General features: G+C 67.5%; 21 protein-coding genes and 1 pseudogene. 10 read left to right on the top strand and 12 right to left on the bottom strand.

Annotated features, from left to right (window positions below; genetic code table 11):
* Positions 1-4 precede the first annotated feature (4 nt).
* From CYD53_RS27580 to CYD53_RS27560, 5 genes are all read left to right on the top strand, one after another.
* Complete coding sequence (locus CYD53_RS27580; RefSeq protein WP_103721289.1) at positions 5-1,348, top strand: beta-ketoacyl-ACP synthase; 1,344 nt, start codon at positions 5-7, stop codon at positions 1,346-1,348.
* Positions 1,345-2,091 (top strand): SDR family oxidoreductase, encoded by a 747-nt coding sequence (locus CYD53_RS27575; RefSeq protein WP_103721288.1) that lies wholly within the window; start codon positions 1,345-1,347, stop codon positions 2,089-2,091. The genes CYD53_RS27580 and CYD53_RS27575 overlap by 4 nt, the downstream gene beginning before the upstream one ends.
* A gap of 29 nt (positions 2,092-2,120) precedes the next feature.
* Positions 2,121-3,143: a zinc-binding dehydrogenase gene (locus CYD53_RS27570; RefSeq protein WP_103721287.1), complete on the top strand. Its 1,023-nt coding sequence runs from the start codon at positions 2,121-2,123 to the stop codon at positions 3,141-3,143.
* A 153-nt stretch (positions 3,144-3,296) separates the two neighbouring features.
* Complete coding sequence (locus CYD53_RS27565) at positions 3,297-4,229, top strand: lipid A biosynthesis lauroyl acyltransferase (protein ID WP_245928460.1); 933 nt, start codon at positions 3,297-3,299, stop codon at positions 4,227-4,229.
* A 67-nt stretch (positions 4,230-4,296) separates the two neighbouring features.
* Positions 4,297-5,055 carry a DUF1223 domain-containing protein gene (locus tag CYD53_RS27560; protein ID WP_103721285.1) on the top strand — a complete coding sequence of 253 codons (759 nt, stop codon included), beginning with the start codon at positions 4,297-4,299 and terminating at the stop codon, positions 5,053-5,055.
* A 7-nt stretch (positions 5,056-5,062) separates the two neighbouring features.
* Here CYD53_RS27560 and CYD53_RS27555 read toward each other — a convergent pair whose 3' ends face one another.
* The 3 genes from CYD53_RS27555 to CYD53_RS27545 are packed head-to-tail and all read right to left on the bottom strand — an operon-like array spanning position 5,063 to position 7,108.
* On the bottom strand, positions 5,063-5,668 hold the full coding sequence (locus CYD53_RS27555) for a TPM domain-containing protein (protein ID WP_146056022.1): 606 nt from the start codon (positions 5,666-5,668) through the stop codon (positions 5,063-5,065).
* The gene (locus tag CYD53_RS27550) at positions 5,668-6,474 is read right to left on the bottom strand and encodes a TPM domain-containing protein (RefSeq protein ID WP_103721283.1); all 807 of its coding nucleotides are present in this window, start codon (positions 6,472-6,474) and stop codon (positions 5,668-5,670) included. Before CYD53_RS27550 ends, CYD53_RS27555 begins: the two co-directional genes overlap by 1 nt.
* A gap of 25 nt (positions 6,475-6,499) precedes the next feature.
* Entirely contained in the window at positions 6,500-7,108 is a 609-nt protein-coding gene (locus tag CYD53_RS27545; protein WP_103721282.1) for a LemA family protein, read from the bottom strand.
* Positions 7,109-7,268: 160 nt separating this feature from the next.
* Between CYD53_RS27545 and ggt the strand changes: the two genes are divergently transcribed.
* Together ggt and CYD53_RS27535 are read left to right on the top strand one after the other, a co-directional pair.
* Positions 7,269-9,023: a gamma-glutamyltransferase gene (gene ggt / locus CYD53_RS27540; protein ID WP_103721281.1), complete on the top strand. Its 1,755-nt coding sequence runs from the start codon at positions 7,269-7,271 to the stop codon at positions 9,021-9,023.
* Positions 9,024-9,082: 59 nt separating this feature from the next.
* Complete coding sequence (locus CYD53_RS27535) at positions 9,083-9,775, top strand: acid phosphatase (protein ID WP_103721280.1); 693 nt, start codon at positions 9,083-9,085, stop codon at positions 9,773-9,775.
* A gap of 15 nt (positions 9,776-9,790) precedes the next feature.
* On the opposite strand, the gene CYD53_RS27530 is transcribed toward CYD53_RS27535, so the two are convergent.
* From CYD53_RS27530 to CYD53_RS27520, 3 genes are all read right to left on the bottom strand, one after another.
* Entirely contained in the window at positions 9,791-10,285 is a 495-nt protein-coding gene (locus tag CYD53_RS27530; RefSeq protein ID WP_103721279.1) for a hypothetical protein, read from the bottom strand.
* Positions 10,286-10,290: 5 nt separating this feature from the next.
* A complete protein-coding gene (gene rlmN / locus CYD53_RS27525; RefSeq protein ID WP_103721278.1) occupies positions 10,291-11,523 on the bottom strand; it encodes a dual-specificity RNA methyltransferase RlmN in 1,233 nt (410 codons plus the stop codon).
* A 238-nt stretch (positions 11,524-11,761) separates the two neighbouring features.
* On the bottom strand, positions 11,762-12,364 hold the full coding sequence (locus CYD53_RS27520) for a hypothetical protein (RefSeq protein WP_103721277.1): 603 nt from the start codon (positions 12,362-12,364) through the stop codon (positions 11,762-11,764).
* A gap of 197 nt (positions 12,365-12,561) precedes the next feature.
* On the opposite strand from CYD53_RS27520, the gene CYD53_RS27515 reads away from it, so the two are divergent.
* The gene (locus CYD53_RS27515) at positions 12,562-13,536 is read left to right on the top strand and encodes an NADPH:quinone oxidoreductase family protein (protein WP_103721276.1); all 975 of its coding nucleotides are present in this window, start codon (positions 12,562-12,564) and stop codon (positions 13,534-13,536) included.
* A gap of 59 nt (positions 13,537-13,595) precedes the next feature.
* Here the strand turns inward: CYD53_RS27515 and CYD53_RS27510 are convergent, their stop codons facing one another.
* A complete protein-coding gene (locus CYD53_RS27510; RefSeq protein WP_103721275.1) occupies positions 13,596-13,970 on the bottom strand; it encodes a YkvA family protein in 375 nt (124 codons plus the stop codon).
* 182 nt (positions 13,971-14,152) lie between these two features.
* Here CYD53_RS27510 and CYD53_RS27505 point away from each other — a divergent pair, with 182 nt between their 5' ends.
* On the top strand, positions 14,153-14,938 hold the full coding sequence (locus CYD53_RS27505) for an SDR family NAD(P)-dependent oxidoreductase (protein WP_103721274.1): 786 nt from the start codon (positions 14,153-14,155) through the stop codon (positions 14,936-14,938).
* 3 nt (positions 14,939-14,941) lie between these two features.
* Here the strand turns inward: CYD53_RS27505 and CYD53_RS27500 are convergent, their stop codons facing one another.
* The 5 genes and pseudogenes from CYD53_RS27500 to ftsY form a co-directional block, all read right to left on the bottom strand.
* Complete coding sequence (locus tag CYD53_RS27500) at positions 14,942-15,658, bottom strand: RES family NAD+ phosphorylase (protein WP_210202448.1); 717 nt, start codon at positions 15,656-15,658, stop codon at positions 14,942-14,944.
* Positions 15,652-16,065: an MbcA/ParS/Xre antitoxin family protein gene (locus CYD53_RS27495; protein ID WP_103721310.1), complete on the bottom strand. Its 414-nt coding sequence runs from the start codon at positions 16,063-16,065 to the stop codon at positions 15,652-15,654. Before CYD53_RS27495 ends, CYD53_RS27500 begins: the two co-directional genes overlap by 7 nt.
* 280 nt (positions 16,066-16,345) lie before the next feature.
* Positions 16,346-17,346: pseudogene (locus tag CYD53_RS27490) on the bottom strand (alpha/beta hydrolase).
* A 233-nt stretch (positions 17,347-17,579) separates the two neighbouring features.
* Positions 17,580-18,203, bottom strand: a complete 624-nt coding sequence (locus tag CYD53_RS27485; protein ID WP_245928457.1) for a septation protein A — start codon at positions 18,201-18,203, stop codon at positions 17,580-17,582.
* Positions 18,200-19,411, bottom strand: coding sequence for a signal recognition particle-docking protein FtsY (gene ftsY, locus CYD53_RS27480; protein WP_103721308.1), 1,212 nt, complete (start codon positions 19,409-19,411; stop codon positions 18,200-18,202). The genes CYD53_RS27485 and ftsY overlap by 4 nt, the downstream gene beginning before the upstream one ends.
* Before the next feature lie 108 nt (positions 19,412-19,519).
* Between ftsY and CYD53_RS27475 the strand changes: the two genes are divergently transcribed.
* The gene (locus CYD53_RS27475; protein WP_103721272.1) at positions 19,520-20,251 is read left to right on the top strand and encodes an RluA family pseudouridine synthase; all 732 of its coding nucleotides are present in this window, start codon (positions 19,520-19,522) and stop codon (positions 20,249-20,251) included.
* Positions 20,252-20,295: the final 44 nt, after the last annotated feature.

The following is a 20,295-nucleotide window of genomic DNA, read 5'->3' as shown; positions in this document are numbered from 1 at the left end:
AGCGATGAGCGCCAAGAACCAGACTGCCGTGAACCAGACCGCAGTGAACCAGCCTGCGGCGGGCCAGACTGCAGCCCATCGCGACGCCAAGGGCCGCCGGGTCGTCGCGGTTACCGGCCTCGGCATCGTCACCTCGCTCGGCCAGGGCAAGGAGGCCAATTGGCAAGCGCTGACTGCCGGTAAATCCGGCATCCACCGGATCGAACGCTTCCCGACCGAGGGCTTGCGCACCACCATCGCCGGCACGGTCGATTTTCTCTTCGACGGCTCCTTCACCGCCCCGCAGCTCTCGGAAAAGCTCGCGACGCTCGCAGCCGACGAAGCGGTCAGCCAGAGCGGCCTCGGGCAGCCCGGCGATTTTCCCGGCGAGCTCTTCATGGCGGTGCCCCCGGTCGAGATGGAATGGCCGCAGAAGCAGGAGCTCGCCCAAACCTTCGAAGGCGATGTGGATTATGACGGGCTGCTGAGGGCCGCCGCCTCGCAGAAATTCAAACCCATGCACGAGCTCTTCCTGTTCGGCGCGGTCGCGGATCATATCGCCGACAGATTCGGCACTAAGGGTTCGCCGATCTCGCTCTCGACGGCTTGCTCCTCCGGTGCGACCGCGATCCAGATGGGCGTCGAAGCAATCCGCCGCGGCGATACGCAGGCCGCGCTCTGCATCGGCACCGACGGCTCGGTCCATGCCGAGGCGCTGATCCGCTTCTCCTTGCTCTCGGCGCTCTCGACTCAGAACGACCCGCCGGAAGCCGCCGCGAAACCCTTCTCGAAGAACCGCGACGGCTTCGTCATGGGCGAAGGCGCCGGTGCGCTGGTACTGGAAGAATACGACCATGCGCTGGCGCGCGGCGCGACGATCCTGGGCATCGTCGCGGGTTGCGGCGAGCGCGGCGACGGGTTTCACCGCACCCGCTCGAGCCCCGACGGCAAACCGGCGATCCTGGCGATGCGTGATGCGCTCGACGATGCCGGGCTGGGACCCGATGATGTCGACTACATCAACGCGCACGGCACCTCGACGCCCGAGAACGACAAGATGGAGGCAATGAGCTGCGCTGCCGTCTTCGGCGAGCGCATGGCGACGTTGCCGATCTCCTCCAACAAGTCGATGATCGGCCATACGCTGACGGCGGCCGGTGCGGTCGAGGCCGTGATTTCCTTCATGACCATCGCCAATGGCCGCATTCCGCCGACGATCAACTACACCAATCCCGATCCGGCGATCGCGCTCGACGTCGTGCCCAACACGCCCCGCGACGCGAAGGTGCGCACCGTCATCTCGAACTCCTTCGGCTTCGGCGGCCAGAATACCTGCCTCGTGCTGACGGCGGAGCCTACCCACGCATGACCCGCATCCTCGTCACAGGCGGCGCCAAAGGTGTCGGCGCCGCGATCGTCCGTGCGCTGGCCGCGGCCGGCCATGATGTCGATTTCACCTATCGCTCATCGCCCGAGCAGGCGCAGGCGCTCGTCGCGGAGATCAATGCGGCCCACCCCGATCGCCTGCTCGCCGCCCTCCCGCTCGACCTCTCCGACAAGGCCGCGCTCGACGCCTTCTGCGAGGGGCGTGAGGCGGAAAGCTATTTCGGCTTCATCCACAATGCCGGCCAGCCCTATGATTCGCTCGCGGCGATGATGACGCAGGACAAGGCCGAAGCGGCGATGCAGGTCAATTTCTGGGCCTTCACGCGCCTCGCCAAGAGCCTGATGCGCAACATGATCCGCGCCCGCGCCGGGCGCATCGTCGCGATCGGCTCCGTTGCAGCCTTGCGCGGCAATCCGGGCAATGCCGCCTATGCCGCCTCCAAGGGCGCGCTGATCTCTTATGCCAAGACGCTCGCGGTCGAGACCGGCAAGCGCGGCGTCACCGTCAACGTGATCGCGCCGGGCTTCGTCGACACCGACATGATGGCGCCCTATGCAGCTTATCGCGACAAGATGCAGGCCCAGATCCCGGCCGGCCGCTTCGCCAAGCCCGAGGAGGTCGCGGGGCTCGCCGCCTTCCTGATGAGCGAGCCGGCGGCCTACATCACCGGCACCGTGCTGCCGATCGACGGCGGGGTGACGGCACAGCTCGGCGTGCATCGCTGATCGCCGACCGCAAGAAGGCTTTGTAAGACATGCGCTCCCTTCAGCTTCATGGCGACCGTGACCTCCGTCTCGAGGAGATCGAGCCGCCGCCGCCGCCCGCCGCCGGCGAGGTGCAGATCCGCATCCGCGCGGTGGCGCTGAACTATCTCGACGTCTGGGGCTTTCGCGGCATGGCCTTCGCCAAGCGCAAGATGCCCCAGGCCGCGGGCGTCGAGGCCGCGGGCGAGATCGTCTGCGTCGGCGAGGGCGTCACCAATCTCAAGGTCGGCGACACCGTCACCGCCTATGGCGCCGAGACCTGCGGCCACTGCAAGGCCTGCCGGGAGGGCCGCGACAATCTCTGCGAGAACGTCGCCGGCATCATGGGCTTCCATATCGACGGCTTCGCGCGTGAACTGCTGAACAAGTCGGCGCGCCTGGTGATCAAGGCGCCTGAAGGCGTCTCCTTCGAGGACGCGGCCTGCGCGCCGATCGGCTTCGGCACGGTCCAGCACATGCTGTTCGACAACGCCAAGCTCGAACCCGGCGAGTCCATCCTGGTCCATGCCGGCGGCTCGGGCATCGGCACGGCCGCCATCCTGATGGCCAAGGCGATCGGCTGCACGGTCTATACGACCGTCGGCGACGACGAGAAGGGCCGCAAGGCCAAGGCGCTTGGGGCCGATTTCGTCATCAACTACAAGACCGAGCGCTTCGAGGGCGAGGTTCGCCGGCTCACCAAGCGCAAGGGCGTCGACGTTGTCTTCGAGCATGTCGGCGCCGACACCTGGAACGGCTCGCTGCTCTGCCTCAAGCGCGGCGGCCGGCTCGTCACGTGCGGCGCGACGTCGGGCGCCTCGACCACGATGAATCTGATGCAGCTCTTTCAGCAGCAATACCGCATCACCGGTTCCTTCGGCTGCCGCATCGAAAACATCGCACAATCGCTGGAAAAGATGGCCGGCGGCATGAAGCCCGTGATCGATTCGGTGTTTCCGCTCGCCGATTTCGAAAAAGGCCTGGCCCGGCTCGAAGGCCGGCAGGTCTTCGGCAAGGTCATCGTCGCCTTCTGACGCGGCCGTCCGCGCCCGGAAGGCTTGACGCAAGCGGCCTTCCTGCCGCAAGTCCCCGGTTCCTGCCCGATAAGCTCAATGCACGGGCGAGATGGGACCGGGCTGACCTTGAGACGACTGAAAGCTCTCGCCGCGCGTGCCGGCGCCGCGGTGATGATCGGCCTGATCCGGGCGCTGTTTGGCTTCCTGCGTTGGCTCGGGCCCGAGCGCGCGAGCGATCTCGGCGGCTGGCTGCTGCGCAGCGTCAGCCCCGTGATCCCGGTCAACCGCGTCGCGCTCGCGAACATCCGCGCGGCTTTCCCCGGCATGGCGGAGGACGAGGTTCGGCGGATCGCACGCGGCGCCTGGGAGAATCTCGGCCGCACCGCCGCCGAATACGCCCATCTGAACACCCTGTTCGACTATGACGACGACAACCGCGACGCCCCCTCGCGCGTCGAGGTCGACGGCATCGAGCACTTCATCGCGCTCAAGGACGATGGCAAGCCGGGCCTGATCTTCTCCTCCCATCTCGCCAATTGGGAGCTGCCGGCGATCTGCGCCGCCGCCTACAAGCTCGACACCACCGCCGTGTTCCGCGCGCCCAACGACCCGGCCATCGCCGCGATCGTGCATGAGATCCGTTCCGGCGCGATGGGCGGGCTCGCGGCCGCCAGGCAGGGCGCAGCCTTCGCCATGCAGGGCGTGCTGGAGAAGGGCGGCCATCTCGGCATGCTGATCGACCAGCATTTCACCCGCGGCGTGGTGGTGCCTTTCATGGGCCGGCCGGCGCTGACCAACCCGATTCTCGGCAAATTCGCCCGGCGCTTCGAATGTCCGGTCCATGGCGTGCGCGTCATCCGATTGCCCTATCATCGTTTCCGGCTGGAGTTGACGCCGCCGCTCGACCTGCCGCGCGATGCCAACGGCGAAATCGACGTTCAAGGCGCGATGGCGATGATGACTGCCGTCGTGGAGGGGTGGGTGCGCGAGCATCCCGAGCAGTGGCTCTGGATGCATCGGCGCTGGCGGCCTAATCTGATCGCCGCGGCGAAGGGCGGCGACATGCCCGCCATGGCGATTCAACCGGTCTTCAAGGCAACGTGATTTCCAAGTGAGGGCTGTTGGGCGCTTTGGTAATACCTCACAGCTATGATGGTCGCCGAGTTCAGCCATGACCCTTCGCGCCCGCCTCCTTCCTGTATCCCTCGCCGCGCTCCTCCTGGGCGTCGCGGCGGCGCATGCGCAGGCTCCCGCAGTGCGGCCGAAGGCGGTCGTCGAGCTCTTCACCAGCCAGGGCTGCTCGTCATGCCCGCCCGCGGACGCACTTCTGCGCGAGATTGCCAGGGACCCGGCCGTCATCGCGCTGACGCTGCCGGTGACCTATTGGGATTATCTCGGCTGGAAGGACACGCTCGGCCAGGACGTCTTCACCAAGCGCCAGAAATTCTATGCCAAGGCCCGCGGCGACGGCCAGGTCTACACGCCCCAGGCCGTGATCAACGGCGCCTCCCACATCGTCGGCTCCGACAAGACCGAGATCGAGCGTGCGCTGCGCGAGCAGGTGCCCGGTGCCCTGCCGGCAAAGCTTTCGCTGCAGGAGGACGGCACGACGCTGCGGATCAAGATCGCAGCCTCCGGCAGCCCCAGCGGCAAGCCCGCCGGCGTCTGGATTCTTCCGGTCGCGAAGCTGGTCACCGTTCCGATCACGCGCGGCGAGAATGAAGGCCGCACCATCACCTACGCCAATGTCGTGCGTGGCATGGTGCGCGTCGGCGAATGGGATGGCGGCGAGACGACCCTGACGGCTCCCCTCACGACGACGCGCGCCGCCGATTCCGACAGCTATGTCGTCGTCGTGCAAGCCGAAACGCTCGGCAAATACGGCATGATGCCCGCCGCGGTGCTGGGCGCGGCCCGCAGCGCGCGCTGAGCGCGCCTCAGAGCAGGATCACCTTGTTCGGCAGTTCGTCGGCATCATCGACGGCCGGCGGTGCGTGCTGCGCCAGGACACGTCCGAGCGCCCCGACCGCGTCGATCAGCCCCTCGCGCAAACGCTCCTGCCGGGCAGCGTCGAGCAGGGCCGCGACGATGTCCCGCCATGTCTCCGGGTCGACCTTGCCGTCGATGCCGGTATCCGTGACGATCTCGGCATAGCGCTCCTGCAGGGCGACATAGAGCAACACGCCGGTGCGCCCGCGCGTCTGCGTCAGCCCGCGCGCGGTGAACTCGCGCAGCGCCACGTCATGTGCGCGGCCGCGCTTGACGAAGCCGGGCACGAAGCGGCCGCCGCGCCCATACCAGAGCAGCGCGGCCATCAGCAGGGCCGCGCAGATCAACTGGATCAGGAAGATGCGCGGCGCGCTCGTCATCGTCAGCGCCAGCAGCGGCCAAGGCACGAACAGCGAGAGCACCAAGGCCAGCACCATCGGCACCGAACGATAACTGCTCGCGGCGCGGTCGATCACCACCACGATCTCGCCGCTGGTCAGGCGCTCGGCCTGGGCGACGGCCGCCGCGATCGCATCCCTGTCGTCTGAATCCATCACCAATCCCCCGAAGCGCCGCCGCCGCCCGACGAGCCGCCTCCCCCGGAGAAGCCGCCCCCGTCGCCGGAACTCCAGCCGCCGCCACCTCCCCAGCTCGAACCGGAACCCGAACCCCAGCTCGAATTCTGCGGCAGCGTGATCCAGCGCCCGTCGCGCAGGCGATGTCGCGAGGCCCCGCCGGCCTGGCTCAGGCCGCGCATGAAGGAGACCACCAGGATGAAAATGAACACCATTACCAGGATGACGGCCAGCGTCTCGGCCGGCGAACTCTCGTCGTTCCGCACCAGGGCGCGGCGCTGCCATTCCTCGGCGTCGCCGGAGAGGATCGTCAGGATCGCGTCGACGCCGCCCTCGATGCCGCCGGTGAAATCGTCGGTCTTGAACTTCGGCGCCACGGCTGTGGTGATGATGACCTTGGAGAGCGCATCGGTCAGCGCTCCTTCCAGCCCGTAGCCGACCTCGATGCGGACCTTGCGCTCATTCGGCGCGACGATGAACAGCACGCCGTTGTTGCGCGGCTTCTCGCCGAGCTTCCAGAACCGGAACAGGCCATTGGCGAAGTCCTCGATGCCGATGCCCTGCAGCGAGGGCACGGTTGCGACCACGAGCTGGTCGCCGGCCTTGTCCTCATGCGCCTTGATCTTCGCCTCGATGCGCTGGCGCGCCTCGGGCGCGATGAGCTTGGCGCCATCGACGATACGGCCGGTGAGGGCGGGATAGGAGGGGTCCGCCGCCCAAGCGCCCGCGCCCGCAAACACGAGCGCAGCGAGCAGGATCAGCGACCAAAGGCGGCTGCGCGCCATCACGCGCCTCGCGACCGCCGCGGCCTCAGAACTTCACCGTCGGTGGCCGCTCCGACCCGGCCGTCGCGGCAAAGGTCTCCATCGGCTTGGAGCCCCAGAACAGCTTTGCCCAGATCACGCCCGGAAACGTGCGGATCTCGGTGTTGAAGGCCTGCACCGCCTGGATGTAGTCGCGCCGCGCCACCGTGACCCGGTTCTCGGTGCCTTCGAGCTGCGACTGCAAGGCGAGGAAGTTCTGGTTCGATTTGAGGTCGGGATAGCGCTCCACCGTGACCAGCAACCGGCCGAGCGCGCCGGTGAGCTGGTTCTGCGCGTCCTGATATTCCTTGAACTTCGCGGGATCGGTGATGGTGGAGGCGTCGACCTTGACCTGGCTCGCCTTGGCGCGCGCCTCGACGACCTGCGTCAGCACCTCGCGCTCCTGCGCGGCATAGCCCTTCACCGTCTCGACCAGATTCGGGATCAGATCGGCGCGGCGCTGATACTGATTCTGCACCTCGGACCAGGACGCCTTGGCCTTTTCCTCCAGCGTCGGGACGTTGTTGTAGCCGCAACCCGCGAGTGCGAAACCGAGGAAAGCGAGCGCTGCCACCGCCAAACTGCGGCGAAAGGCGATGGAAACTGGGAACGACATGCCGGGCCCCTTTGCTGACGTATCGACAGGCAGGACCGCGACCTTAGCCGTCCCGGGCCCCGCCTCCAAGGCGGATGCGAAGCAAGGCCGCCGAGGCCATGGCGCGCCAGCGCGATCTGGCGCTAGTCTGGCATTACGGCACAACGGCGAGGAGGATGAGATGACGACCCTGTCAGTATCGAGGAGCGCTCTTCTCGCGATCGTTCTCTCCGCAGTTGCCGTGACCTCGGCAACCGCCCAGAGCCTCGCGCCGGCCCCCGAAGCCGCGACGGGGCGCATCGCCAAGACCTCCGGCCACACCCGGCTTTACATGGTCGCCGCCGCAAATCCGCTGGCCACCGATGCCGGCCGCGAGATTCTGCGCGCCGGCGGCAGTGCAGTCGATGCGGCGATCGCGATCCAGCTCGTGCTCAACCTCGTCGAGCCGCAGAGCTCGGGCATCGGCGGCGGCGCCTTCATGGTGCATTGGGACGAGGCCGGCCGAAAGCTCTCGACGCTCGACGGGCGCGAGACCGCGCCGGCGGCGGCAAAACCGAATCGCTTCATCGGCGCGGACGGCAAGCCGATGAAATTCATGGAGGCCGTCATCGGCGGCCGCTCGGTCGGCGTACCCGGCACGCTGAAGCTGCTCGAGGGCGCGCATCAGCGCTGGGGCAAGCTGCCCTGGCCGCAGGTCGTCGCGCCCGCAATCAAGCTCGCCGAGGACGGCTTTGCGATTTCGCCGCGGCTCAACGGTCTCCTGGCAGGCGAGAAGGCCCTGAGCGCCGACCCGCTCGCTGCCGCCTATTTCTACGAGCCCGACGGCAAGGCCAAGGCCGTCGGCACCATCTTGAAGAACCCGGCCTTCGCCGCGACCTTGCGCGCCATCGCCGAGAACGGCTCGGCCGCCTTCTATGCCGGGCCGATCGCCGAGGACATCGTCGCCAAGGTCTCCGGCCACAAGAGCAATCCAGGCGACATCACGCTCGCCGACCTCGCCGCCTACAAGATCGAGGAGCGCGAGGCCGTCTGCGGGCTCTACCGCGTCTACCGGATCTGCGGCATGGGCCCGCCGAGCTCCGGCGCCATCGCCGTGCAGCAGATGCTCGGCATCCTCGAGACCAGGGATCTGGCGCGCATGGGCCCCGGGCCCGAGGCGGTGCACTGGTTCAGCGAGGCCGGCCGCCTCGCCTTCGCCGATCGCGCGCTCTATCTCGCCGACCCCGCCTTCCTCAGCGTCCCGGTCTCGGGATTGATCGACCGCGACTATATCCGCTCGCGCGCGGGCCTCGTCGGCCCCGACAAATCCATGCGCCGCGCCACGCCCGGCGACCCGCCGCATAAGCGCGCCCAATTGCTCGCGCCCTCGGACGGCGTCGAGCACGGCACCAGCCATATCTCGGTGATCGACGCCAATGGCGACGCCGTCGCGATGACCACGACGATCGAGGACGGGTTCGGCTCGCGCCTGATGAGCAAGGGCGGCTTCCTGCTCAACAACGAATTGACCGATTTCTCCTTCGCGCCGGAAGAGGACGGCAAGCCCGTCGCCAACCGTGTCGAAGCCGGCAAGCGCCCGCGCTCCTCGATGGCGCCGACCCTGGTCTTCGATGCCTTCGGCAGGCTCTATGCCGTGGTCGGCTCGCCCGGCGGCAGCCAGATCATCAACTTCGTTGCCAAGACGCTGGTCGCGCTGCTCGACTGGAAGATGGATCCGCAGAATGCCGTCGACCTCGCCAATTTCGGCAGCCGCAACGGCCCGACCGAATTGGAAAAGGGCACCGAAGCCGAACCCTGGAAGGCCGCGCTGGAGGCGAAGGGCCATGAGGTCCGCCTGCTGGAGATGACATCGGGCATCCAGGCGATCGTCAAGACGCCGGAAGGCTTCGTCGGCGGCGCCGACGGCCGGCGCGAGGGCGTCGCGATCGGCGATTGAGGCTTCATAGCCCTGTCATGTTGTGGGCGCGTCGGTTTCTCCCCATCAGGAAAACCGCCATGCGCTCCCTCTTCCTCGCCGCCCTGACGACGGCCGTGCTCGCCCTCTCCCCGGTTCACGCCGGTGAGGCAAAGCCCTTCGCTACCGCCAAGACCATCGACCTCCTGACCCTGCTCAAGCCGCCGCCCGTCAATGATTCGGCCCAGACCCGGGCGGAGCTCGCCGAGGTGCTGAGCATCCAGGTCACGCGCACGCCGGAGATGGAGGCGCAGGCCCAGGCCGATGTCGTCGAGAATGTCTGGCGCTTCGCCAATGTCATGGGACCGAATTTCAAGACCGAGGCGCTGCCGGCCTTCTCGGCCTTCTTCGACCGCATCGTCGCAACCGAAGGCGAGGTCGTCGACCCGGCCAAGGACAGCTGGAAGCGCCCGCGCCCGCATCAGTACAGCCCGCTGGTCAAGCCCGCGGTAAAGCTCTCCAACTCCGGCGCCTATCCCTCGGGCCACACCACCGTCGGCACGCTGATGGGCGTCGTCCTCTCGAACATGGTTCCGGAGAAGCGCAACGAAATCATGGCCCGCGCCTGGGCCTATGGCGAGAACCGGATCATCGGCGGCATCCATTTCCGCGCCGATGTCGAGGCCGGCCGCATCGCCGGCACCGTGATCGCCGCCAGGATCATGGAGCAGCCCGATTTCCAGGCCGAGTATGCGGTGGCGAAGGCCGAACTGCGCAAGGTTCTCGGCCTGTAAAGCAGGAGGCGAAGCTTATCGGGGCGGCGCGCCGGCCGGAGCTATCGGGGCGGCGCCCGCCCCACGCCCCGCGATCAGCCAATAGACGAACCCTGTCGCGGCCCCGATCAGGAACAGGGCGCCGATCACCCGCATCTCGGCCTCGCTCGGCGCGCGCGACAGGCGCAGCATGGCCAGCGGCATCACGCTTGCCAGCAGGCCGGTGAGCCCGCTCTGGATCAGCCCGCTGCGCCAGCGGAAGAGCTCGCTGACGACCGCGACCAGTACGACCGGCGCGACGATGATCGCCATGCCAAGTCGCCCAAGCAGGCTGAAGGCGGCCTGCGCCACCGGCGTGGGATCGATATCGCTTTCGGCCAGGCCGAACAGCGCCTCCATCAAGCGCTGGAAACCGCCGCCGATCAAAAGCGCGATCTCGGGCGAAACCACGCTGGCGACGAGCATGGCGAACAGCCCCGCCCCCATGGCAACGAGCAAGGCGAAGGGAATCAGCAGCAGCCAGCGCAGCAAGATGATTATTCCGCAGCGACGGCGGCGGCGGCCGCCGCCTCGTCCTGGTCCAGCATCAGCCTGGCGCGGGCCGAGAGCTTCTCGGTCTCGCTCTTGAGCTGGCCGCAGGCGGCGAGGATGTCGCGCCCGCGCGGGGTGCGCACCGGCGAGGCATAGCCTGCCCGGAAGACGATCTCGGAGAAGCGCTCGATCCGGTCCCAGTCCGAGCATTCGTATTTGGTGCCGGGCCATGGATTGAACGGGATCAGGTTGATCTTGGCCGGAATGCCCTTGAGCAGGCGCACCAGCTCGCGCGCATCGGCATCGCTGTCGTTGACGCCCTTGAGCATGACATATTCGAAGGTGATCCGCTTCGCGTTCGAAACGCCGGGATAGGTCCGGCAGGCCTCGAGCAGTTCGGCGATCGGATACTTCTTGTTCAGCGGCACGAGCTCGTTGCGCAATTCGTCGCGCACCGCATGCAGCGAGATCGCCAGCATCGTGCCCATCTCATGCCCGAGCGGACCGATCTGCGGCACGACGCCGGAGGTCGAGACCGTGATGCGGCGGCGGCCGAGCGACAAGCCCTCATTGTCCGAGATCACGTCGATGGCGTCGCGCACGCCGTCGAAATTATAGAGCGGCTCGCCCATGCCCATGAAGACGATATTGGAGACGAAGCGCCCGCCATCATTGGGAACGAAGGCGCCGCCGGGCGCCACGCGGCCGGGAAAATCGCCGAGCCGGTCGCGCGCCACCATCAATTGCGCCACGATCTCCTCACAGGTGAGGTTGCGCACGAGGCGCTGCGTGCCGGTGTGGCAGAAGGTACAGGTCAGCGTGCAGCCGACCTGGCTGGAGACGCAAAGCGTGCCGCGGTCGACCTCGGGAATATAGACGCATTCGATCTCGGCGCCGCGATCGCGCGGGCCGGTCGAAGCCATGCGGATGAGCCATTTGCGCGTGCCGTCGGTCGAGATCTGCTCGGCCGTCACCTCCGGCAGGTCGAGCGTGAAGCGCTCGTCGAGCGCAGCGCGCAAACCCTTGCCGATCGTGGTCATCGCGGAGAAATCGCGTACGCCGTAATGGTAGATCCAGTTCCAGAGCTGGCCGACGCGCATGCGCCGTTCCTTCTCGGGAACGCCGATCTCGGCCAGGGCGTCGCCAAGCCCGGCGCGCGTGCGCCCGACCAGCGAGACGCGGCTCGTAACAACGGGTTCGGCCGCTGGCGCGGCGGGCTCAAGCACGGACAAGGTCATCGGAACTCTGGCTCGGACGGGCGATCATCGGCCCGGACATCCGCGGCTCATAGCACGAGAATGGCCAGCCGCGAAATCACCGTCCGGACACCCCGGCAAATGGGGCGACGCAGGGTGGCCGCCGGACTTCGCCGGCGTGAGTCGGCTAGAGCCGGAGCGCAGCGGACTTCATGCCCGTGAGCACCCGAGGCGCAGAAAGCCGCGTCAGACGGCTGCGCTCGCGGATTCCGGCGCCACCCTACTTGCAGGCGTCTTCGGCGCGCTTCACGGCCTGGTTCATGCCGGCGAGCGAGTATTTGTCGCTGGTCGGGTTGCCGCGCTTCGAGGTGCCCTTGACCTCGAGCCCCGAACCCTTGCGCAGCGCGTCCAGCATGCGCGGCTCCTCGGCCGGGTTCTTGAGCCACATGTTCTGGCCCTTCGCGACCAGCGCGAAGCGCTCGGACCCGATGATCGCCTGATGCTCGACATCTTCCTTCAGGTCGAAATTCAACACGAAGCTGATCTCGTTGCGTACGCCCTCGGTCGGGCGGCTGGAGACGAAGAGCAGCCCCTCGACCTGCTTGAGATTGGCGGGCAGGCGCGCCTCCGCCTTGGAGAGCGCATAGCAGACCTTCGAGCGGCCCTGCTGCGAGGAAAAGGCCTGCCATTTGCCGGCCGTCTCCAGGAGCATCGCCTGGGCCTGGCCAGTGCTTGCCGATGCGACCGGCGCAGGCTTCGCCTGGGGCTTCGGCTTGGGTTGAGCGGAGGCCGGCACGGCGGCGATCGCGCTCGCGGCGAACAGCGATGCGACGATCATGAGCCGTGAGGCGGCGAAATCGGTGCGGAGCAAACAGAGATTCATAGGCCGCCATCAATCAGCAGAAATCTTAACAGCGTCTCTATTTCCGGGGCATTTGACCCGAGAGTTCAAGATCGCGGAAACGATAGGATGTCACGATCCGGGCGAAAATGCGAATGCCATGCACCCGGCTCTGGTTCCGTTCGTCATCCGAGCATGCCACATTCCCGCGCAGCGCCATCGCAGCGGTTGGGGAAACGATGAAGGCACTGCTCTGCGAGGCCCATGGGCCGGCCGAGACGCTCGTTATCCGGGACATCGCCGAACCCACCCCCGGGCCGGGCGAGGTCGTCGTCGCGGTCAAGGCGGCTGCGCTCAACTTCTTCGACACGCTGATCATCGAGGGGCGCTACCAGACCAGGCCTGAGCTGCCCTTCTCGCCCTCGGCCGAATGCGCCGGCACGATCGCCAGCATCGGCGAAGGCGTCACCGGCTGGCGTGTCGGCGAGCGCGTCGCCGCCTGGCTCGGCCATGGCGCGGCGCGCGAACGCGTCGTCGTTCCCGCCCAGCAGGTCGTGCGCGTGCCCGATGCGCTCGACGACACCCAGGCGGCGGGTCTGTTCGTCACCTATGGCACGGCGATGCACGGACTGATCCAGCGCGCCGGCCTCAAGGCCGGCGAAATCCTGGCGGTGCTCGGCGCCGCCGGCGGCGCGGGGCTGGCGGCAGTCGAAATCGGCGCGCTGCTCGGCGCCCATGTCATCGCCTGCGCCTCCTCGACCGAGAAGCTCGCGCTGGCGAAGGCGCATGGCGCTCAGGAAGAGCTCGACTACGGCAGCGAGGATCTCAAGGCCGGCCTGCGCCGTCTGAGCGAAGGACGCGGCGTCGATGTGCTCTACGACACGGTCGGCGGCGATCTGGCCGAGCCGGCCTTGCGCGCCATGGCCTGGGAAGGGCGCTATCTCGTGGTCGGCTTCGCCGGCGGCGCGATTCCGAAGATCGCGCTCAACCTGCTGCTGCTGAAGGGCTGCGACCTGCGCGGCGTGTTCTGGGGCGAGTTCGTCCGGCGCGAGCCCGCCGCGCATCGCCGCAATATGGAACGCCTGCTGGACTGGGCCGCAAACGGTCATATCCGTGCCCATGTCCACGCCACCCTGCCATTGGAGCGCTGGGCCGAGGGCTTCGCCCTGATCGGCGACCGCAAGGCCAAGGGCAAGATCATCCTGACGCTGTGATCTCGCCGTCATTCCGGGTCGCCCCGGAATGACGTTTTTCGACGAGCGGACAGCTCTGCCTAGAACTCCGCCAGCGTGCGCTTCGCCTTCTCGCGATGCTCAGGCGTGATCGAGCCCGCGACCGCGGCGATGGCCGCGGCGATCACCGCCGCATCGTCGGTGAAGCCGATGAAGGGCAGGATGTCGGGAATGGCATCGAGCGGCAGCACGAAATAGCCGAGCGCCGCCAGAAGCGTCAGCCGCACGCGCCGCGGCGTCGCCGGATCGCGCGTGCAGATCCAGGCCGCCAGCAGATCCTCGGCGAAGGGCACCCGCTTCGCCACGCGCTTGAGCCGCCCCAGAAACTCCGAACCGAAGCGCGCCTCGTCGCGCAGGCTCCGGCGGATCTCCGCCATCTCCTCGGGCGAAAAGCGCGAGTGGAACGTGTCGCTCATGCCAGCCCCTCCTTGCGGGCTTTCGATCCCGGCTGGGCATCGGGGTGATGCCCTGCCGGGGACGTCCGAAAATGTGGCCCCAGGCCAAAGGCTGCACAAGGGGCGGCCCAAGAATCTCGCTTGGAGCGGGGCGGCCGGGCCTCTAAACGCGTTGGGAACGCCATTGCGAACGGGAAACGCCCATGAAACTCGATTCCTCGCTCTCCGCCATCGTCACCGGCGGCGCCTCGGGCCTCGGCGAAGGCACCGCGCGCATGCTCGCAGGCTTCGGCGTCAAGGTCGCGCTCCTCGACCTGAACGCCGAGCGCGGCGAGGCGGTCGCGGCCGAGATCGGCGGAGTCTTCTGCCATTGCGACGTCACCGATGACGCCTCCGTCGATGCGGCGCTCGCCAAGGCGCGGGCCGCCCAGGGCGTCGCCCGCATCGTCGTCAACTGTGCCGGGATCGCGCCCGGCCGTCGCGTCATCTCCAGGAAGCGCGAGACCGGCGAACTCATCGCCCATGACATGGCAACCTTCGAGAAAGGCCTCGCCATCAACCTGACCGGCACCTTCCGCGTAATCGCGAAATCGGCCGTGGCGCTGGCCACCCTCGACCCGGTCACCCCGGATGGCGGGCGCGGCGTGATCGTCAATACCGCCTCCGTCGCTGCCGAGGACGGCCAGATCGGCCAGGCCTCCTACTCGGCCTCCAAGGCCGGAATCGTCGGCATGACGCTGCCGATCGCGCGCGAACTCGCCGCCTACGGCATCCGCGTGATGACGATCATGCCCGGCCTGTTCGAGACGCCGATGTTCGACGGTCTGCCGGAGGAATCGCGCGCCTCGCTGGGGGCCTCGATCCCCTTCCCGTCGCGGCTCGGCAAGGCCGGCGAATACGCGGCCCTGGTCAAGAGCATCATCGAGAACGACATGCTCAACGGCACCGCGATCCGGCTCGACGGCGCAATCCGGCTCGCGGCGAAATAAACCTCAGACGATCCGATAGACCTCGCCGCGGCTGAGGTCGCGGTAGAGATCCACCCGCTCGCCGTTCCAGTGATAGTCGAGATGGCGGCCCTGAACCGGGTTCGAGGCGCCGTCGGGATAGAACAGCCCGACGCAGGCCCCGCCGGCACGGCGAACGCTCGGATAGACCACCCCTTCCGAGCCGGCGGCGCGAAGCGCGCTGCCGAGCACCTGGCTTTGCGTATAGTCGTTCGGGTCGAGCACCGCGCCGACGGCCGATCCGGGCGCGCGCAGATCATGCAGTCGCGCCTCGACATCGAGCAGGATTTCACGAAATTGCGAGGTCCAGCCTGGCGGCTGCTTCGTCGCGGCCATGAAGCGGCCATGGTGATGCACCGTCTCGAACAACGCGACCTCGAAGCTGTCGCCGGCATAGAGCACGCCGAATCCCCCAGTGCTGAAGCGGCTCGGCCGGTCCGGGCTGACATGGGTGAACGGCGCCATCAGCCAGCTCGCGCCCGGGCCCGAAACGCGCCTCTCTGGCGGCACGAGAGCAAGATTGCCGATGCTCTCCATCAAACGCGGATTGGTCTTCTGCTCGGCCGCCAGGATCAACGGCCAGTCGGCGGGATCGGCGATGTCCTCGAACAGGTCGATCGGCGGAAACAGGCTGCGGATGATCCGGACCGCCCCCCGCCACACCAGATCGGTGGCGGGGACGGCGCTGACATCGATCACCAGCCGCCTCGCTCGTCGTCGAGATAGCGCCTGACCCGCATCAGATCCGTCAATTCGCCGCCCAGCATGATCGCCAGCGCCGTATGGCCGGAAAAGGCGGCGTTCGGCGCCTGGATCCAGTCATAGCCGCGCTGCGGCTCGCGAAAGATCAGGCGCAACGCCTTGTGGATGCCCATCAGATTGGAGAGCCTCGCCTTGCCGTCGCGCGAGATGCGGCCGATCTCGCCGGCCTTCCAGCGCCGGTAGCTGCGCAAGGGCAGGTCGAGCAGCGTCGCCGCCTGCTCGTCGGTGACGCGCCAGAGCCGGAAGAGATTGATCGCGGCGCGAAACATCGCGGCGGCTTCATCATCCGAAATCGGATCCGGGACGAAGTCGCGCTGGGTCGTCTCGATGCGCTGCAGGGCCGTCATGAAGCAATCTCCATTTGGCATCAAATAATACATAAAATGCCAAATGGCAAGATCAAGCCGATGATCGCCCCGGAGACACGGTGTCATCCCGGGCGACCGCAAGGCATCCCGGGATCCATCGTAGAGCGTCATTCTCGGGCGGAGCGAAGCGCAGACCCGAGAATCCCGGCCGGAAGGGGCGTCGGCAAAGGCACGCTCCCCCACAACGAGATGGGCGGGTCAAGCCCGACCATGACGCGCTTCGGGTCCCGGGTCTGCGCGGCGTTTCCGAGCCCGCAGGCTACCTACGCCCGAGATGGCGGTCGAAGAATTTGGCGATATCGGTGAAGGCCTCTTTCGTCTCGGGGGCGTTCACATCCCGGCCATCTGGCCATGGCTCTGGCCCTCATAGACGTTGAGGTCGGCAACGACGCCTGCGCGCCGCAGCTTGCGATGGGTCCGGACCGTGTTCGACAGGAACAGGTCGCGCGTGCCCGAGGTCAGGATCGTCGGCGGGAAACCGTGGAAATCGCCATAGATCGGCGAGAGCTGCGGATCCTTCAGGTCGTGGCCATTGGCATAGAGCAAAGCCGCGCGCCCGAGCCAGCCGTCCCAGGTCACCAGGACATTGTCGACCCATTCATTGGTGGCGTAGCTGTCACCGATCTTGGCGATGTCCGACCAGGGCGTGCCGGGCGCGATCGCGGCGGGCAGCGGCAGCTTCTCCGCCTTGGCGCGCAGGACCATGGCGAGCGTCATCGCGCCGCCGGTCGAGGTGCCGAAGATCGCCATGTTGCGGGGCTTGGCCATCTTGGTCGCCGCCTTCCAGACCGCCATGGCGTCGTCCATCGCGGCGGGATAGGGCGCGTCGGGCGGCATGCGGTAATCGGCCGAGATCACCTTGTAGCCGCCGAAGCCGGCGAGCAGGATCGCCTCCGGCAGCGCCGCCTCGCCCGGCCCGAAGACATAGCCGCCGCCATGGACATGGACGAGCAGCCGGTTCCGGTTGGCGCGCGGGATCGTCCTGGGCGTGACGATGAAGGCCTTCACGCCGCCGATCACGGCAGGCTGGACATCGACCTTCAGCGTCTCCTTCAGCGCCGGCAGGGCGGCGATGGCGAGCTTGGCGCGCCGATCGACCAAGTCCTTCCACTCGGCGGCGCTCTGGGGCGCAGCGTCCATATGCGGCGGGAACGGCAGGGCGATCAGCTTGCGCATCTCCGGGCTGACCTCCTCGGTCGGCACCGGAAAGCTGCGCGGCGGCGCAGCCTGCGCGGGCCGGCACGGCCTGGGCCCAGGCAGCTATGGAGCCGCTGAAGGCGAAGATGAGAGCAAGCGACGGAAAACGAAGTGACGGCATGGGCGCAACCTCCGTCTCAGGTCTTGCTTGTCGACAGGTCCTCGTTGTCGAATTGCCCGAGTGAGGTCAGCAAGAACCCGATATCGACCGGTCGCAACCTGCGATCCCGCCCCGCAGGACAGTTCCGCGATGCGCCCATGGCATGGCGCGAGTTGTCACGGCGCCAGGCCGCTTGCTACTCCTCGGTCTTCGCCGGCTTCAGCTCATGCTTCAGGATCAATGGCGTCTGCGCGAGCGCAAAGGCCATGGTCAGCGGCATCACGCCCCAGACCTTGAAGGCGACCCAGAAATCCTGCGTCTGCGTGCGCCAGACCACCTCGTTCAGGGCTGCCAGCACGAAGAAGAACAGACCCCAGCGGAAGGTCAGCTTGCGCCAGCCTTCCTCGTCGAGCTGGAGCACCGTCTCCAGCACCAGCGCCAGCAGCGAGCGGCCGAAGACCAGGCCGCCCAGCAGCACGCAGCCGAACAGCGCGTTCACGATGGTCGGCTTGACCTTGATGAAGAAGGCGTCGTCGAGCGCGATCGTCAGCCCGCCGAAGACACTGACCACCACGGCGTTGACGATCGCCATGCGCGGCAGATAGCCCAGCACGATCCGCGACAGCGCCAGTGCCAGCAGCGAGGCGACGATGAAGATGCCGGTCGCGACGAAGATGCGCCGGTCCGGCGCGACACCGAAGAGCCGGTCGCCATAGGAGTTGGCGAAGAAGAAGATCGCCAGCGGCCCGAATTCAAGCGCAAGCTTGAGCAGCGGATTGACGCTTTTGCCCGGCTTCGCCTCGACCACATTCTCGCTCACGCTGCTTCTCCCAATCCCGCGACCGCGCGGGCGAATTCCTGCGCCGAGAACGGCTCCAGATCATCGACGCTCTCGCCGACGCCGATGAAATGCACGGGCAGGCCGAATTTCGCCGCCAGCGCCACCAGGATGCCGCCGCGCGCCGTGCCGTCGAGCTTGGTCATGACCAGCCCGGTGACGCCGGCGGTGTGCTGGAAGGCCTCGACCTGCGCCAGCGCATTCTGCCCCACCGTCGCATCGAGCACGAGCAGCGCCGCATGCGGGGCTTCCGGATCCATCTTGCGAATGACGCGGACCACCTTGGCGAGTTCGTCCATCAATCCCGTCTTGTTCTGCAGCCGCCCGGCGGTATCGACCAGCAGCACGTCGGTCCCGGCAGCCTTGGCCTTCTGCAAGGCCTCGAAGGCCAGGCCCGACGCATCCGCGCCCTGCTGACCGGCGATGACTTCGGCCCCGGTGCGCTCGCCCCAGACCTTGAGCTGCTCGATCGCGGCGGCGCGGAAGGTGTCGCCGGCCGCGAGCATCACGGATTTGCCCTCGGCCCTGAACTTGGCCGCGAGCTTGCCGATCGTCGTCGTCTTGCCCGAACCGTTGACGCCGACCATCAGGATCACGAACGGCTTTTTCGTGGCATCGATCGCCAGCGGCAAGGCCACGGGGGTGAGGATCGCCTCGACCTCGCGCGCCAGGATCGCCTTCACCTCGGCCGGATCGATCTGCTTGTCGTAGCGCCCCTCGCCGACCGCCTTGGCGATGCGCGCCGAGGTCGCGAGACCCAGATCGGCCTGGATCAGGATGTCCTCGAGGTCTTCGAGCGTGCCGGCGTCGAGCCTGCGCTTGGTGAAGAGATCGGTGATTCCCGTGGTCAGCGCCGAGGAGGTCCGCGACAGCCCCTCGGTCAGCCTGCGCCACCAGCTCCGCTTCGGCTCCGGCGCAGCGACCACCGGCGCGGGAGGCGTGACTGGAGGCGCCATGACCGGAGGCGCGATGACCGGAGGCGCTTGCACCGGCGCGGGCTCCGGCATCGCGATCGGCAAGGGCGCGGCCTCGCCCATCAGCAGGTCGGGTGCGATCAGCGCCTCGGGCTCCGGCTCCGGCGGCGCCTGCGTGGCGGGCGCGCCGGGCTGCTCCGCCAGCTTCGCCTGCTCGTCCTCACCGCCGAAAAGCCTGGAAAAGAAACCGCGTTTCTTCGGTTGCGTCTCGCTCATCATCCGTCCTGTCGTCCGACCATGCTACGCCTCGAGGTTGCGTCGTCCGGCCGCGTTCGCTAGCGCAATGCCATGACCGCGCCCGATCAACCAGAAATTTCGCAACGGATGCCGGACGCGACTCCGGATTCCGCGCTTCCCGTCCCGCTGCTTTATCGCGACGCGATGATGCTGGTCATCGACAAGCCGGCGGGCCTGCCTTCGCATCGCGGTCCCCAGGCCAAGCGCCGCGTCATCCCGGTCCTCACCGATCACCTCGATGCGCTGCGCTTCGGCCTGCCGCGCCGGCCCGAGGCCGCCCATCGGCTCGACAAGGATACCTCCGGCTGCCTCGTGCTCGGCCGCCATCCGCGCGCCATGGCCGAACTCAACCAGATGTTCCGCGAGGGCCGCATCGACAAGACCTATTGGGCCATCGTGCAGGGAAATCCCCCTCTCGACGAAGGCCTGATCGACCTGGCGCTGGGCAAGCGCGCACCCGATCGCGGCTGGTGGATGAAGGTCGATCCCGAGGGCTTGCCTTCGCAGACACGTTTCCGTGTGCTCGGGCGTGGCGCCGACGAGACCGGGCCGCTCGCCTGGCTCGCTCTGGAGCCCTTGACCGGCCGCACCCACCAATTGCGCGTGCATTGCGCGGCGTCCGGCTGGCCGATGCTCGGCGACGAAATCTACGGCACGGCGCCCCGCGAGGGCGGGCCGGGACTGCAATTGCACGCCCGCAGCATCACGATCCCGCTCTACCGCAAACGCGCGCCGATCCATGTCGAGGCTCCGCCGCCGGAGCATATGCAGCAGGCGCTTTCGCTCTGCGGCTGGACGACATCTTTTACAAAACCCTAACGCCGTGCATCGGCTACCGGAGGTTGCGGGAAACCCTTCCCTAA

Source organism: Allobosea psychrotolerans, from assembly GCF_002917105.1.
Taxonomy (GTDB): Bacteria; Pseudomonadota; Alphaproteobacteria; order Rhizobiales; family Beijerinckiaceae; genus Allobosea; species Allobosea psychrotolerans.
This window is presented reverse-complemented; position numbering and strand designations above follow the sequence as displayed.

What these genes read in the sequence shown, in the direction of transcription:
- ggt (WP_103721281.1), top strand. Translation starts at nt 7,269, where the DNA reads ATGACGACCCTGTCAGTATCGAGGAGCGCTCTTCTCGCGATCGTTCTC.
- CYD53_RS27575 (WP_103721288.1), top strand. Translation starts at nt 1,345, where the DNA reads ATGACCCGCATCCTCGTCACAGGCGGCGCCAAAGGTGTCGGCGCCGCG.
- CYD53_RS27515 (WP_103721276.1), top strand. Translation starts at nt 12,562, where the DNA reads ATGAAGGCACTGCTCTGCGAGGCCCATGGGCCGGCCGAGACGCTCGTT.
- CYD53_RS27565 (WP_245928460.1), top strand. Translation starts at nt 3,297, where the DNA reads ATGATCGGCCTGATCCGGGCGCTGTTTGGCTTCCTGCGTTGGCTCGGG.
- rlmN (WP_103721278.1), bottom strand. Translation starts at nt 11,523, where the DNA reads ATGACCTTGTCCGTGCTTGAGCCCGCCGCGCCAGCGGCCGAACCCGTT.
- CYD53_RS27520 (WP_103721277.1), bottom strand. Translation starts at nt 12,364, where the DNA reads ATGAATCTCTGTTTGCTCCGCACCGATTTCGCCGCCTCACGGCTCATG.
- CYD53_RS27570 (WP_103721287.1), top strand. Translation starts at nt 2,121, where the DNA reads ATGCGCTCCCTTCAGCTTCATGGCGACCGTGACCTCCGTCTCGAGGAG.
- CYD53_RS27580 (WP_103721289.1), top strand. Translation starts at nt 5, where the DNA reads ATGAGCGCCAAGAACCAGACTGCCGTGAACCAGACCGCAGTGAACCAG.
- CYD53_RS27510 (WP_103721275.1), bottom strand. Translation starts at nt 13,970, where the DNA reads ATGAGCGACACGTTCCACTCGCGCTTTTCGCCCGAGGAGATGGCGGAG.
- CYD53_RS27535 (WP_103721280.1), top strand. Translation starts at nt 9,083, where the DNA reads ATGCGCTCCCTCTTCCTCGCCGCCCTGACGACGGCCGTGCTCGCCCTC.
- CYD53_RS27505 (WP_103721274.1), top strand. Translation starts at nt 14,153, where the DNA reads ATGAAACTCGATTCCTCGCTCTCCGCCATCGTCACCGGCGGCGCCTCG.
- CYD53_RS27495 (WP_103721310.1), bottom strand. Translation starts at nt 16,065, where the DNA reads ATGACGGCCCTGCAGCGCATCGAGACGACCCAGCGCGACTTCGTCCCG.
- ftsY (WP_103721308.1), bottom strand. Translation starts at nt 19,411, where the DNA reads ATGAGCGAGACGCAACCGAAGAAACGCGGTTTCTTTTCCAGGCTTTTC.
- CYD53_RS27550 (WP_103721283.1), bottom strand. Translation starts at nt 6,474, where the DNA reads ATGGCGCGCAGCCGCCTTTGGTCGCTGATCCTGCTCGCTGCGCTCGTG.
- CYD53_RS27555 (WP_146056022.1), bottom strand. Translation starts at nt 5,668, where the DNA reads ATGGATTCAGACGACAGGGATGCGATCGCGGCGGCCGTCGCCCAGGCC.
- CYD53_RS27475 (WP_103721272.1), top strand. Translation starts at nt 19,520, where the DNA reads ATGCCGGACGCGACTCCGGATTCCGCGCTTCCCGTCCCGCTGCTTTAT.
- CYD53_RS27545 (WP_103721282.1), bottom strand. Translation starts at nt 7,108, where the DNA reads ATGTCGTTCCCAGTTTCCATCGCCTTTCGCCGCAGTTTGGCGGTGGCA.
- CYD53_RS27560 (WP_103721285.1), top strand. Translation starts at nt 4,297, where the DNA reads ATGACCCTTCGCGCCCGCCTCCTTCCTGTATCCCTCGCCGCGCTCCTC.